The sequence below is a fragment of the Nocardioides sp. BP30 genome (assembly GCF_029873215.1).
Lineage (GTDB): Bacteria > Actinomycetota > Actinomycetes > Propionibacteriales > Nocardioidaceae > Nocardioides.
The window spans coordinates 2,663,281-2,676,153 of the sequence record NZ_CP123620.1; the positions used below are offsets into that span (position 1 = coordinate 2,663,281).

Here is a 12,873-nt window from a genome sequence, read left to right on the forward strand (position 1 = left end):
GGTCCCCGCGCACGGGGCCGGTTCCGGCGCAGAACCTGTGCGCGGCGAGCGGGTCACCTGCGGTGAGGTCGCGTGCCGCCCTGGGGGAGGAGGAGGCCGGGGGTCAGCTCTCGACGTACCAGCCTCTCGGCCACGATGCCGAGCTTGAGGTTGTGGCTGCGGGCGTGGCCGCGCAGGGCCTCGAAGGCGATGTCCATGCCGACCGAGCCGTACTCGGCGAGGATGCCCTTGGCCTGCTCGATGACCACCCTGGTCTGGAGGGCGGCTTGAAGCTGCTCGGTCAGCAGGGAGCTCCGGTGCAGGGACCGCTGTTGGAGGATCGCGATCGTGGCCACGTCGGCAAGCGCTCGCGCCAGCCGCCGATCCGAGGCGCTCAACGGGCCGGCCTCGGTCTGGAAGAGGTTCAGCGCGCCGATGGTCTGCTCCCGCAGCCGCATCGGGATGGCATGCACCGAGCAGAAACCGAGCCGGAGGGCTGTCGCAGCGAAGCGCGGCCACCGCGTCGACGCCTGGAGGTCGTCGACGTCGACCGCTGCCCCGGTCCGGGACGCCTCGACACACGGGCCGCCCTCCGCACCCTGCAACTGGAACAGCTCGACGACCCGCGTCGCCTCGTCGGAGGACGCCATGAGGTGCAGGTCGTCGCGCTGATCGATCAGCACGAGCCCGGCCTGCGCCACGCCGAGCAGCTCCACGCAGCTGTGGACGAGGCGGTCCAGCATGTCGATGACGTCGTAGTCGGCGACCAGGGTGTCCGTCAGCATCACGAAGGTGCGGGCCACGAGGTCCTCACGCGTCAGCGGTACGTCGGTCGAGGTGCTCTCGCCCTCACTACTGCTGGTCATCACTGAGCCTCCTCGAATCGCCGATGGCCCTGCACCACGTCACTCGCCAGCGTCTCGACGGAGATCCCCTCGGCGAACGCCGTGGCGCGCAGCCTGATCAGCGCCTTGTCGATGCTCACGCCCAGCTGCATCATCACCATCCCGGCCGCCCGATGCACCTCCAGGCTCCTGAGCGGCAGCGGGTCGGGGTCCCGGTCACCGAGCGCTCCCCCGTCGAGGAGGGTGAGGGCGACCGCGTCGACGGCGCTCAGTGCTCGGGACAGCTCCTCCCCCTCGAGCGGGGCCGATTCGCGCCGATACAGGTCTGCGGCGCCGATGGCCACGACACCGATGCGCAGGGGCAACGCATAGATGGCGCGCACGCCCAGCGCCAACGCCTCGCTGGCGAACACCGGCCACCGCCCAGCGTGACCGTCTCGGAGATCCTCGAGATCCGGCACGAGGACCGGTACCCCGAAGGCGGTGGCGTCCACGCAGGGCCCCTCGCCGAGGGTGAACTGCGTCAACTCCAACGCTTCGGCGACCGCATCCGTGCCGAAGATCGGCTCATGGGTGCTCCCGCGCGTCAAGGACAGGCCGGCACCGTCGACGCCGGCGGCTCCGACACAAGCCACGAGGAGCTCCTTCGCCCGCACGCTCCCTGACAAGTCCCCAGCGCTCTCACCGGGTCTGGCCATGTGAACCGTTCCGTCCTCGTTGCGCCGCGCTTGGGTGCCCACGCAACTCGGGCCTGCGTGGAGGCTACCCCGACCGCCCGCCGGCCGGTAGGGCCGGGGCGAGCGTCGCTACCGAGCGCCCGCACCCGCCCCGCACTGTTCGAGCGTAGTGTGGGGGAACCACGGTGGTGGCCCAGACCCTGCTTCGGCCATGGCAGGCCCGCAAGCCTCGTCTAGGTCGCCGAGAAGGACATGGAAACTACCCTCCACTGGTCGCACCACCTGCTCCTGCCGTGCGCACCGGACAGTGCCGCCCGGGCTCGCTTCTTCATCCGGGGTGAGCTTGTGGAGCACGACCTCACCCACCTGAGCGACGACGTCGAGCTCGTGGTGGGCGAGCTGGCGAGCAATGCCATCGTGCATGCGAGGACGCCCTTCAGCGTCTCCCTGGCCGCCAACACCGTCTTCGTCCTGGTCCGGGTCAGGGACCAGGCACCGGCCTCGACGCTGCGCCCACCGCGCGCGGACTTCCTGACCGCGACGGATCCCGCGCGGATCGGTGGCCGCGGGCTCCTGCTGGTCGAGGTGTTCTCCAGCAGCTGGGGCGTGGAGCCCGAGCGCGACGGAGGCAAGACGGTCTGGGCCACGTTCTCGATCGATCAGGCGTGACCTGGCACAACAGGCGTGACCGGGTATAAAGGTCGTAGGGCTGCAGGTGGCCCTCTTCGACCGGACCCCGCGAAGATCTCTCTTCGTCGACGGGTCGCGTCCATGGATCTCTTGCCGCAGCTGCTCCGCACGCTCACCTCGGTCTCGAGCGACGCCGCCATCCGTGCGATGCTCGACGGAGCAGCTCGCGGAAGCCAGGGCCTGCTTCCTGTCGACGGCGCTGGCATCGTGCTGCTGCACCCGGCTCGGACGCGGACCTATGTCGGCGCTTCGGACTCGGCGTCGTTGGAGTTCGAGCGACTGCAGAGCTCGCTGGCGCAGGGCCCCTGTTTCGCAGCCCACCACGGGTTGCGGTCGTGCTGCGTCCCGGACCTCTCGCGCGCGGAGGGCACCGAGGACGTCGGGGGCTTCGAGCAGTTCGCGACCGCCGCTCGCCGACGGGGCCTGGTGGGGGTATTCGCTTTCCCGTTGCGTCACAACGGCGTCTCCCTCGGCGCCCTCGACCTCTACCGGATGGCGCCGGGAGCCTTGAGCGCGGCGGACATGCGGATGGCTCAGGACATCGCCGACTTCGTCGCCACGTACGTCGGGGCGGTCCTGAGAGGAGTCGCCCTCCGGAGCGAGGCGATCCGGACGCATGAGGAGATCGCCCTGCTGAACGCTCTGCGGGACGAGCGTCAGTTCCTCGCGACGGCGATCCACGAGCTCAGCAACTCGGTCGCCAGCATCGCCGGTTTCACCTGGGTCCTCGAGCACGCGACGGGGACCCTCTCCGAGCGCCAGCACCAGCTCGTCGCCGCGGTCCGCCGCAATGCCGGCGACATGGGCGCTCTCGCCGCGGACATCCTGACGATGCTCAGCCGTGCGCCCGGCACGGCCCCGAGCGCGGGCTCGCACGAGCTGGTGGACCTGCGCACGGTGGTGAGTGCCCTCCGTGAACGGCTCCCGGTCACCGCTGAGGCGGGACCGGAGCTCGTCTTCCAGCTCCCGGATCGACCGGTCGCCGTCGAGGGCGACCCCGAGCAGCTGCAGCGGATGCTCGCCAACGTGCTCGGCAACGCCATCAAGTACACCCAGCCGGGAGGAACGGTCGTCTGCGCGCTGCACCGGCAGGGCGAGCACGCTCACCTCCAGGTGCGCGACAGCGGCATCGGCATCGAGGCCGCGGACGAGGCGCACGTCTTCCAGGGCTACTTCCGGGGCGCCAACGCGCGCGAGCAGGGCATCCCGGGCTCCGGTCTGGGTCTGGCCATCGTGAAGGCCATCGCCGAGGAGCACGGCGGCCGGGTCTCGCTGGCGTCCAGGCTCGGCGCGGGCACGCAGGTACGGATCATCCTGCCGCTCGCCCACCCCGACGGGCCGCCGCCGTAGCGAGAGGCGCTCCGGCCAACGCCCGGTCCGTCGAACGCCCGGTCCGTCGAGCACCGGTCCGTCGAATGCGCGCGTGTAGAGTAGCCAGTTGAGTGTCCGGCGATGATGCCTCCGCCCGGGGGGTGGGCGTCGGTCGAGAGGCGGGCGTCATGGTGACGTCGAAGGTGTCAGCTCCCTCCGAGGCGCCCGTGCGGGCCCGCGGTTCGGTGAGGCTCCGGCTGGCACGAAGCGGCGCCCCGGGCCGTCTGGACGGTGGCTGGTGGCCACGCAGCCACGATGTCGCGCTCGAGACGATCGCCCTGGCGGACCACTTCCCGTCGCGGTTCGGCCGGATCGTGCGGGTCGAGCTCTCGTCGCACGACTGGGAGTCCGCGCACCACGATCTGGCGGCCGCCGGTAGTCGCGTGGCGGTCGACGTGCTTCCCGCGGCGGAGCGCCATATCGCGCGGCTGACGATGTCGGACCGGACCGTCCTCTCGCTGCTCGTCGTTCCTCCCGGGTTCTCCCCCGACCAGGGTGAGGAAGCACTGCTGGCGGCGGCCACGTCGGGCAACGCGCACTCGGCCGCCGACCTGCTCGAGGAGGTCACCGACGGCCCGGACATCGACCCGGAGGATCGCTGGATCGACGGCGACGAATCCTGGTCGCGACCCGGCGCCGTACCGAGCCCGCTCCCGACGCCGACGCACGCGATCACCCGCGGAACCTGACAGTGGCCAGCCTCGTGCTCCGGGTCCGGCTGGTCAGCGGCGACCGCGTCGACGTCACCTTCGAGGACGCCGGCGGGCTCGACGAGACCCAGTTGCTCGACCACGTCGTCACGACGCTGTCGGAGGAGGCCGGGGTGCTTCGCTGCCGGCACGGCGACCGTCTGTTGGTGCTGTACGGCAGGGGCGTCGCAGCAGTCGAGGTGGCCCCGCGGGGCGCTGTCCTGTGAGGGACGCTGCGCTGACGCCGTTGGGCGGCTCCTACCCGTGCACCGTCGCCCCCACCCGATGCATGTGGGTGATCGCCGCACGGTAGGAGCCGAGGGCACTGCACTCGACGTAGGGGATGTCGCGCTCGACGCAGAAGGCACGCACCAGCGGCTGCGCGAAGCGGAGGTTGGACCGCGGCATGCTCGGGAAGAGGTGGTGCTCGATCTGGTAGTTGAGCCCGCCGAGCAGCGCGTCGGTCACCGGGCCGCCGCGTACGTTGCGCGACGTGAGCACCTGCCGCAGCAGCGGATCCTGCGCCTGTTCGTCGGACAGGATCGGCATGCCCTTGTGGTTGGGCGCGAAGGAGCAGCCCAGGTAGAGACCCTGCACGCTCTTGTGCAGGATGAGGAAGACGATCGCCTGCGGCCAGCTCATCGTCAGGGCGAGCAGCACGCCGTACCCGGCGAAGTGAGCGGCCAGCAGCGTCGCCTCCGCCGCCCGGAGGCGCAGGTTCGGCACGACGAGCGCCCGCACGCTGGAGATGTGCAGATTGACCGCCTCCAGGCTCAACAGCGGGAAGAAGAGCGCTGCCTGATGGCGGGTCCACCAGGCGCCGACGCCGCGGCGCCCCGCACCCTGGCTGGGGTGCCAGATCAGGGCGCCAGCGCGGACGTCCGGGTCGGAGGCCAGATCGTTGGGATGCGCGTGGTGGGCGTTGTGCTTGCGCACCCACCAGTCATAGCTCAGGCCGCTGAGGAGATTGCCGACCAGCAGCCCGAGCACCCTGCTGCCCATCGCGCTCCGGGTGATCTGACGGTGGCCGAGGTCGTGGCCCAGGAAGCTGAACCGGGTCGCGATCACCGCGAGCAGGGGCGCAGCTACGAGGATCCACCACGAGTCGCGCAGGGCCGTCATGAGCATCACGACCGCGACCAGGACGAGCAGGAGGGCGACCGCGTGCGCCGCGAAGGCCGACGGGTGCCGGCGCAGGAGGCCGGCGGTGCGCACCTGGCGGGTCAGGTCGCCATAGCCGCCGCTGTAGGTGACCCCGGCGCACGATGCCTCGCCCGGACCGCCGGCGGCTCCCCCGGCCTCGCCCACCATGACGGGTACGTCGCCGCGCGACCCGGGCATCACTGGTCGCCTGGAAGCGGAAGGTCGGGCCGATGCGTGGGTGGGTGGCCGCGGCCGGGCTCGGAGCGAGGCGAGGGTCCGCCCTCGTTGTCCCACACGGCGAAGGACTCCTCGCCGCCGCCTGCCGACGGCGCGGCGGGCGCGGCGGGGCCGGCCGCGTCATCGAGGAGGACGGCGGCGCGTGCCTGTGCTGTCGCCGAAGGGATGACGCCGATCGGGATGCGCCGGCCGTCGAGCATCGTCAGCACCAGGCGATGGGTGTCGTCCTGGGGGAAGCACCCGGTCTTGATCCGGCGCCCGGCCACCGGCGCGGATCTCGGACGGTCGTCCCAGTCCGGAGGCGAGTACAGCACACGCACGATCCGGCCCGCCTCGGTGGGCCAGGATGCGAAGAGATCCGCGAGCTCGGAACCCAGCACGCGACTACGCGGCCACCAGGCACCGAGGATCGGGCGCTGGTCGGGACCCATCCGAAGGACGAATCGCGGGGACGCATTCATGGCCATGGAGCCACCACCTCAGGGTTGCTGCATCGCCCGTCTCACCATGGTCCGGAGCAAATCCGGAGCAATTGCAGTTCTGCCTCCAGCCTACTGTGCGGGTGCACGGATCCGGCCTCGCCGTGCGAGGACATCCCGCTAGCGGTAGCGGCCTCCCGGGTCCGGAGCCTCGGCCGACTCCTCGGACCCGAGGACCACGGCTGCTGCGATGTGCCGCCAGGCCACCACGAGCGTGGTCGGCAGCTGGGACCCGGGGTCGACGATGGCGAGGTGGCCCGTCGCGTCCTGACCGACCCGGCTGATCTCGTTCTCGACAGCTGCCAGGCCGTCCTGAGCGATCTCCCAGCGCTGGGTCCACCCCAGCCCGTACAACAGCACGTAAGCCATGAGCGCTCTCCTCCTGTCGAGAAGCGCCGTTGTGTCGCCAGGCACCGCACCGCCCGCTCTGCCCACTCCGATCACGGCGGTCCGGTCGCGTGCCAGGCGCGCCGCTTCGCTCGCTGTCGACTCTACGCGCTGGTTCGCGCGGCGAGGCACCGCCGCCGGGGCCTCGGAGACGACGAGGCCGAGGCTGACCGCCTCCGTCGGCCTTCAGTGCCGCTTCTGGACCAGCACGACGTAACCCAGCGCCACGCCGAGCCCGGCGACGATCGGCCCGAACGACTGCGTCACGCCTGCGGTGCCGAACGTCCAGATCGCGCCGAGGACGACCATCGCCAGGGCGACGAGCGACCACATCACCTTCGCGGCGACGTTCGGGCTGCCGTAGCGGTTCCCGAGGTCGGGTCGGGTCATCGTCGCCTCAGTCCTCGGGCTCGTAGCCGAGGTTCGACCCGAGCCACCGCTCCGCCTCGGTCAGCGCCCAGCCCTTGCGCCTGGCGTAGTCCGCCACCTGGTCCTGGCCGAGCCGGCCGACCACGAAGTACTGCGACTGCGGGTGGCTGTAGTAGATGCCCGAGACCGAGGCTCCCGGCCACATGGCCATCGACTCGGTCAGCGAGATGCCGGTGTTGGCCTCGACATCGAGCAGGTCCCAGATCGTCCGCTTCTCGGTGTGCTCGGGGCAGGCCGGGTAGCCGGGCGCGGGCCGGATGCCGGCGTACAGCTCCTTGATCAGGTCCTCGTTGCTCACCCCGTCCTCGGCGGCATAGCCCCAGAACTCCGTGCGCACGCGCTGGTGGAGCCGCTCGGCGAACGCCTCGGCGAGCCGGTCCGCGAGCGCCTCGAGCAGGATCGCGTTGTAGTCGTCCAGCGCGTCCTTGTAGGCCTTGACCCGCTCGGGCAGCTCGGTGCCGGCAGTGACGGCGAACGCTCCGACCCAGTCCTCGAGACCGGAGTCGACCGGCGCGACGTAGTCCGCCAGCGACCGGTTCGGGATCCCGTCGCGGTGCTGGCCCTGCTGGCGCAGCTGGTGCAGCGTCGTCCGCACCTGCGTGCGCGACTCGTCGGCCCACACGGTGACGTCCTCACCCGTCGAACCGGCCGGGAACAGGCCGTACACGCCGCGCGGACGCAGCCAGCCCTCGGCGTCGATCCGGTCGAGCATGGCCTGGGCGTCGGCGTACAGCTTGCTCGCCGCCTCGCCGGTGACGGGGCTGTTCAGCAGGTCGGGGAACCTGCCCTTCATCTCCCAGGCGTTGAAGAACGGCTGCCAGTCGATGTACTCGCGCAGCTCGCTGACCGGGTAGTCGCTGAGCACGTGCACGCCCAGCTGCGCCGGACGCGGGGGCGTGTACGACGCCCAGTCCATCGGCGTGGCGTTGCTGCGCGCCTGCGCGTAGGTGAGCAGCGGGCGGTCGTGCTTCTCCGCGTGCCGGGCGCGCAGCGCGTCGTAGTCCTCCTTGATCGAGGCCATCAGCTCGCCGCGTCGCTCGCCGAGCAGCTGCGCGGCCACCGGGACCGACCGCGAGGCGTCCTTGACCCAGACGACGGGCCCGTCGTACTTCGGATCCACCTTGACCGCCGTGTGCGCACGCGAGGTGGTGGCGCCGCCGATGAGCAGCGGGATGTCGAGGCCCTGGCGCTGCATCTCGGCGGCGAAGTTCACCATCTCGTCCAGGCTGGGCGTGATCAGGCCGGACAGGCCGATGATGTCGGCGCCGACCTCGGCGGCCGTGTCGAGGATCTTCTGGGCAGGCACCATCACGCCGAGGTCGATGACCTCGTAGTTGTTGCACTGCAGCACCACGCCGACGATGTTCTTGCCGATGTCGTGCACATCGCCCTTGACCGTGGCCATGACGATCCTGCCGTTGGTGTCGGCGCCGGCCAGGGAGGGGTCGGCGGCCTTCTCCTCCTCGATGTACGGGATGAGGTAGGCGACGGCCTTCTTCATCACGCGCGCCGACTTCACCACCTGCGGCAGGAACATCTTGCCGGCGCCGAACAGGTCGCCGACGACGTTCATGCCGTCCATCAGCGGGCCCTCGATCACCTCGATCGGTCGGCGACCGTCGGCGGCCAGGGTGGCCCGAAGCTCCTCGGTGTCCTGCTCGACGAAGGCGTCGAGGCCCTTGACCAGGGCGTGGGTGATCCGCTCACCGACCGGCAGCGAGCGCCACTCGTCGACCTTCGCCTCGGCCTCCTCGCCGCTGCCGCGGTGCTTCTCGGCCAGCTCCAGCAGCCGCTCGGTGGCGGCCACCGAGTCGTCGGTTCGGTTGAGCACGACGTCCTCGATCGCGTCGCGCAGCTCCGGGTCGATCTCGTCGTAGGTCACCAGCGCACCGGCGTTCACGATGCCCATCGACAGGCCCGCCTGGATGGCGTGGTAGAGGAAGACGGCGTGGATCGCCTCGCGGACCGGATTGTTGCCGCGGAAGGAGAAGGAGACGTTGGAGATGCCGCCGGAGATCTTCGCGCCGGGAAGGTTCTGCTTGATCCAGCGGGTGGCCTCGATGAAGTCGACACCGTAGTTGGCGTGCTCCTCGATGCCCGTGCCCACGGCGAAGACGTTCGGGTCGAAGATGATGTCCTCGGGGTCGAAGCCGACCCGATCGACCAGGATGCGGTAGGCCCGCTCGCAGATCGCGATCCGGCGCTCGTAGGAGTCGGCCTGGCCGTCCTCGTCGAACGCCATCACGACGGCAGCCGCGCCGTACTGCTTGCAGGCGAGCGCGTGCTCGATGAACGGCCCCTCGCCCTCCTTGAGCGAGATGGAGTTCACGATCGGCTTGCCCTGGACGCAGCGCAGACCGGCCTCGATGACCTCCCACTTGGAGGAGTCGATCATCACCGGCACCCGGCTGATGTCCGGCTCGGACGCGATCAGCTTGAGGAAGCGGTCCATCGCCGCGACCCCGTCGATCATGCCCTCGTCCATGTTGACGTCGATGACCTGGGCGCCGTTCTCCACCTGCTGGGCGGCGACCGACAGCGCGGTGTCGTAGTCGCCGGCCTTGATCAGGTTGCGGAACCGCGCCGAGCCGGTGATGTTCGTCCGCTCACCGACGTTGACGAACAGGCTCTCGTCGGTGACGGTGAACGGTTCGAGTCCGGAGAGCCGCAGCCCCGGCTCGGGGGTCGAGGGCGTCCGCCGCGGGGTGTCGGCGACGGCCTCGGCGATCGCCTTGATGTGCGCAGGCGTGGTGCCGCAGCAGCCGCCGACGATATTGACGAAGCCCGCCGAGGCGAACTCCGAGACGTGGCCGGCGGTCTCGGCGGGGCCCTCGTCGTACTCGCCGAAGGCGTTGGGCAGGCCTGCGTTGGGGTAGCACGACACGAAGGTGTCCGCGACGCGCGCGAGCTCGGCGATGTAGGGCCGCATCTCCTGCGCGCCGAGCGCGCAGTTGAGGCCGACGGCGATCGGGCGGGCGTGGCGCACCGAGTCCCAGAACGCCTCGGTGACCTGACCGGACAGCGTGCGGCCGGAGGCGTCGGTGATGGTGCCGGAGATGATCACGGGCCAGCGACGGCCGTGCTCGGCGTAGACCTGCTCGACGGCGTAGATCGCGGCCTTGGCGTTGAGCGTGTCGAAGATCGTCTCGATGATGATGATGTCGGCGCCGCCCTCGAGCAGGCCGCGGGTGGCCGTCGCGTACGCCGCCACCAGCTCCTCATAGCTGATGTTGCGCGCACCGGGGTCGTTGACGTCGGGGCTGATGCTGGCGGTCCGGCTGGTCGGGCCGAGGGCGCCGGCGACGTAGCGGGGCTTCTCCGGCGTGCTGAACTCGTCGGCGCACGCGCGCGCCAGCCGGGCCGACTCGTAGTTGAGCTCGTAGGCGAGCTCCTCCATGCCGTAGTCGGCCATCGAGATCGCGTTCGCGTTGAACGTGTTCGTCTCGATGATGTCGGCGCCGGCCTCGAGGTACTCGCGGTGGATGCCGGCGATGATCTCCGGCTGGGTCAGCGTCAGCAGGTCGTTGTTGCCGATCACGTCCGTGGGCCAGTCCTTGAACCGCTCGCCGCGGTAGCCGGCCTCGTCGGGACGGTCGCGCTGGATGGCGGTGCCCATCGCTCCGTCGATGACCATGATCCGCTGACGGAGCGCAGCGGTGAGGGCCTCGGTGGCGTCGGGACGCAGACTCATGCAGTCATTCTCCCATCGCGGGTTTGCCAACCCCGAATCGTGTCCGCGACCGCGCTCCGCCAGCGGCCGACTAGGGTGAAGGGTGTGATCGAGCTGCAGCAGACCCGCGACCTCGTCGACCCCGTGGTGATCGCGGCGTTCGAGGGATGGAACGACGCGGCCGACGCGGCCACGGGGGTGATCGACCACCTCATCGAGGTGTGGAACGCCCAGGTGGTGGGCGCGCTCGATCCGGAGGACTACTACGACTTCCAGGTCAACCGACCCCGTGTCGGGATCGATGAGTCCGGCCGGCGCAGCATCACCTGGCCGACCACCCAGATCGCCGTGGCCTCGCCGCCCGACCTCAAGCGCGATGTCATCCTGATCCGCGGCATCGAGCCCTCGATGAGGTGGCGACAGTTCACCGCCGAGCTGCTGGCGGCCACCGACGAGCTCGGCGGTCGGTTCATCGTGACCCTCGGCGCGCTGCTCGCCGACACCCCGCACACCCGGCCGATCCCGGTCAACGGCACGGCCTCCGATTCCGACCTCGCCGATCGCCTCGATCTGGAGGAGCCGACCTACGAGGGTCCCAGCGGCATCGTGGGGGTGCTCCAGGACGCCTCCACCAGCCTCGGCCTGCCCGGCGTGTCCTACTGGGCGGCGGTCCCGCACTACGTCGCGCAACCGCCGTGTCCCAAGGCGACGCTGGCCCTGGTCGGTCGGCTCGAGGAGCTGCTCGACTGCTCGATCCCGCTCGGCGACCTGCCCGAGGACGCGCGGGCATGGGAGCGCGGGGTGGACGAGCTGGCCGAGGAGGACGAGGACATCGCCGACTACGTCCGATCGCTGGAGGAGACCCGCGACACCGCCGACCTGCCGGAGGCCTCCGGCGAGGCGATCGCGCGCGAGTTCGAGCGCTACCTCAAGCGCCGGGGGGACGACAGCTGAGAGGTCACCTTCTGCGGGTCGAGTGGCCCGTTCCGGTGGACACTCGACCCGCAGGACGTGACGTCTCGGCTCAGAGCTTGAGGCCGAGGGCTGCGTCCAGGAGCACGGCGATCTGGTCGGCCGCCCGCTCGTCGCCGGTCTCGGCCAGATGGCCCGCGACACCGAGGGTGGCGTCGACCCACGCCTGGATCGCCGCGACCGCGCGCGGCGCGTCCAGGTCGTCGGCGAGGGCGGTCAGCACCTCCTCGACCACCGGCGCCGCGGCGGCGCCGCGACCGAGGACGAGGGCCTTGCGCCACTGTCCGACGGTGTCGACCGCGTCGAAGAGCAGGTCGTCGGTCCACTCCCAGTCGCTGCGGTAGTGGTGCCGCAGCAGGACCAGGCGGATCGCCATCGGATCGATCTCGGCGTTGCGCAGCGCCGAGACGAAGACCAGGTTGCCCTTGGACTTCGACATCTTCTCGCCCAGGTATCCGACCATGCCGCAGTGCACGTAGGCCTGGGCGAACGGCGCGCTCGCGTCGACCACCTGAGCGTGCGAGGCGCACATCTCGTGGTGCGGGAAGATCAGGTCGGAGCCGCCGCCCTGGACGGTGAAGCCGGCACCGAGGTGCTCGCGGGCGATGGCCGCGCACTCGACGTGCCAGCCCGGCCGGCCCCTGCCCCAGGGCGAGTCCCAGGACGGCTCGCCGGGACGCTCGCCACGCCACACCAGCGGGTCGAGCGGGTCCTTCTTGCCCGCCCGGTCGGGGTCGCCGCCGCGCTGCGGGAAGATCTCGAGCATCTGCTCACGGCTGTAGTGGGACTCCTCGCCGAACGCGCTGTCGGCAGCGACGGAGAAGTAGAGGTCGTCCTCGACGCGGTAGATCGCGCCGGCGTCGTCGAGTCGCTGGATCAGCTCCAGGACCAGCGGGATCGACTCCACCGCACCGGTGTAGTCGTCCGGCGGCAGGACGCGCAGCGCTTCCATGTCCTGGCGGAACAGCTCGGTCTCGCGCTCGGCCAGCTCGCGCCAGTCGACCTTGACCTTCTCGGCCCGCTCGAGCAGCGGGTCGTCCACGTCGGTGACGTTCTGGGCGTAGGCGACCCGCAGGCCGGCGTTGCGCCAGGCGCGGTTCAGCAGGTCGAAGGCGACATAGGTGTTCGCGTGTCCCATGTGGGTGGCGTCGTACGGCGTGATGCCGCACACGTAGAGCGAGGCAGGGAGCCCGGCCGCGGCCGCGCCGACCTCGACGACGGCGTTGCGGGAGGTGTCGAAGAGTCGCACCGCCGGTCCGGAGATCGGCAGGGCGGGGACCTCGGGTGCAGACCAGGCTCGCATGG

At 70.6% G+C, this 12,873-nt stretch carries 13 protein-coding genes; 5 read left to right on the plus strand and 8 right to left on the minus strand.

Going from position 1 to position 12,873, the window contains the following annotated elements:
- Positions 1 to 53 precede the first annotated feature (53 nt).
- Complete coding sequence (locus P5P86_RS12605) at positions 54 to 845, minus strand: GAF domain-containing protein (RefSeq protein ID WP_280607788.1); 792 nt, start codon at positions 843 to 845, stop codon at positions 54 to 56.
- Positions 845 to 1,459 carry an ANTAR domain-containing protein gene (locus P5P86_RS12610; protein WP_280607789.1) on the minus strand — a complete coding sequence of 205 codons (615 nt, stop codon included), beginning with the start codon at positions 1,457 to 1,459 and terminating at the stop codon, positions 845 to 847. Before P5P86_RS12610 ends, P5P86_RS12605 begins: the two co-directional genes overlap by 1 nt.
- Before the next feature lie 294 nt (positions 1,460 to 1,753).
- On the opposite strand from P5P86_RS12610, the gene P5P86_RS12615 reads away from it, so the two are divergent.
- From P5P86_RS12615 to P5P86_RS12630, 4 genes are all read left to right on the plus strand, one after another.
- Positions 1,754 to 2,170, plus strand: coding sequence for an ATP-binding protein (locus P5P86_RS12615; protein WP_280607790.1), 417 nt, complete (start codon positions 1,754 to 1,756; stop codon positions 2,168 to 2,170).
- A 102-nt stretch (positions 2,171 to 2,272) separates the two neighbouring features.
- Positions 2,273 to 3,541: an ATP-binding protein gene (locus tag P5P86_RS12620; RefSeq protein ID WP_280607791.1), complete on the plus strand. Its 1,269-nt coding sequence runs from the start codon at positions 2,273 to 2,275 to the stop codon at positions 3,539 to 3,541.
- A gap of 149 nt (positions 3,542 to 3,690) precedes the next feature.
- A complete protein-coding gene (locus P5P86_RS12625) occupies positions 3,691 to 4,251 on the plus strand; it encodes a DUF5994 family protein (RefSeq protein WP_280607792.1) in 561 nt (186 codons plus the stop codon).
- A gap of 2 nt (positions 4,252 to 4,253) precedes the next feature.
- The gene (locus P5P86_RS12630) at positions 4,254 to 4,478 is read left to right on the plus strand and encodes a hypothetical protein (RefSeq protein WP_280607793.1); all 225 of its coding nucleotides are present in this window, start codon (positions 4,254 to 4,256) and stop codon (positions 4,476 to 4,478) included.
- Positions 4,479 to 4,509: 31 nt separating this feature from the next.
- On the opposite strand, the gene P5P86_RS12635 is transcribed toward P5P86_RS12630, so the two are convergent.
- The 5 genes from P5P86_RS12635 to metH form a co-directional block, all read right to left on the minus strand.
- Positions 4,510 to 5,592 carry a fatty acid desaturase family protein gene (locus P5P86_RS12635; protein WP_280607794.1) on the minus strand — a complete coding sequence of 361 codons (1,083 nt, stop codon included), beginning with the start codon at positions 5,590 to 5,592 and terminating at the stop codon, positions 4,510 to 4,512.
- On the minus strand, positions 5,592 to 6,098 hold the full coding sequence (locus P5P86_RS12640) for a DUF5994 family protein (protein WP_280607795.1): 507 nt from the start codon (positions 6,096 to 6,098) through the stop codon (positions 5,592 to 5,594). The genes P5P86_RS12635 and P5P86_RS12640 overlap by 1 nt, the downstream gene beginning before the upstream one ends.
- Positions 6,099 to 6,230: 132 nt before the next feature.
- Positions 6,231 to 6,479 (minus strand): hypothetical protein, encoded by a 249-nt coding sequence (locus P5P86_RS12645; RefSeq protein ID WP_280607796.1) that lies wholly within the window; start codon positions 6,477 to 6,479, stop codon positions 6,231 to 6,233.
- A 204-nt stretch (positions 6,480 to 6,683) separates the two neighbouring features.
- Positions 6,684 to 6,887, minus strand: coding sequence for a hypothetical protein (locus tag P5P86_RS12650; RefSeq protein WP_280607797.1), 204 nt, complete (start codon positions 6,885 to 6,887; stop codon positions 6,684 to 6,686).
- A 7-nt stretch (positions 6,888 to 6,894) separates the two neighbouring features.
- On the minus strand, positions 6,895 to 10,617 hold the full coding sequence (gene metH / locus P5P86_RS12655) for a methionine synthase (protein ID WP_280607798.1): 3,723 nt from the start codon (positions 10,615 to 10,617) through the stop codon (positions 6,895 to 6,897).
- Positions 10,618 to 10,701: 84 nt separating this feature from the next.
- Between metH and P5P86_RS12660 the strand changes: the two genes are divergently transcribed.
- Positions 10,702 to 11,550 (plus strand): PAC2 family protein, encoded by an 849-nt coding sequence (locus P5P86_RS12660; RefSeq protein ID WP_280607799.1) that lies wholly within the window; start codon positions 10,702 to 10,704, stop codon positions 11,548 to 11,550.
- 70 nt (positions 11,551 to 11,620) lie between these two features.
- Here the strand turns inward: P5P86_RS12660 and mshC are convergent, their stop codons facing one another.
- Positions 11,621 to 12,871 (minus strand): cysteine--1-D-myo-inosityl 2-amino-2-deoxy-alpha-D-glucopyranoside ligase, encoded by a 1,251-nt coding sequence (mshC, locus tag P5P86_RS12665; protein ID WP_280607800.1) that lies wholly within the window; start codon positions 12,869 to 12,871, stop codon positions 11,621 to 11,623.
- Between the last annotated feature and the right edge of the window lie 2 nt (positions 12,872 to 12,873).

Excerpts from the sequence above, each read along its gene's own strand:
- P5P86_RS12605 (WP_280607788.1), bottom strand. The coding sequence starts at position 845 with ATGACCAGCAGTAGTGAGGGCGAGAGCACCTCGACCGACGTACCGCTG.
- P5P86_RS12615 (WP_280607790.1), top strand. The coding sequence starts at position 1,754 with ATGGAAACTACCCTCCACTGGTCGCACCACCTGCTCCTGCCGTGCGCA.
- P5P86_RS12620 (WP_280607791.1), top strand. The coding sequence starts at position 2,273 with ATGGATCTCTTGCCGCAGCTGCTCCGCACGCTCACCTCGGTCTCGAGC.
- P5P86_RS12625 (WP_280607792.1), top strand. The coding sequence starts at position 3,691 with ATGGTGACGTCGAAGGTGTCAGCTCCCTCCGAGGCGCCCGTGCGGGCC.
- P5P86_RS12635 (WP_280607794.1), bottom strand. The coding sequence starts at position 5,592 with ATGCCCGGGTCGCGCGGCGACGTACCCGTCATGGTGGGCGAGGCCGGG.
- P5P86_RS12640 (WP_280607795.1), bottom strand. The coding sequence starts at position 6,098 with ATGGCCATGAATGCGTCCCCGCGATTCGTCCTTCGGATGGGTCCCGAC.
- P5P86_RS12645 (WP_280607796.1), bottom strand. The coding sequence starts at position 6,479 with ATGGCTTACGTGCTGTTGTACGGGCTGGGGTGGACCCAGCGCTGGGAG.
- P5P86_RS12650 (WP_280607797.1), bottom strand. The coding sequence starts at position 6,887 with ATGACCCGACCCGACCTCGGGAACCGCTACGGCAGCCCGAACGTCGCC.
- metH (WP_280607798.1), bottom strand. The coding sequence starts at position 10,617 with ATGAGTCTGCGTCCCGACGCCACCGAGGCCCTCACCGCTGCGCTCCGT.
- mshC (WP_280607800.1), bottom strand. The coding sequence starts at position 12,871 with ATGCGAGCCTGGTCTGCACCCGAGGTCCCCGCCCTGCCGATCTCCGGA.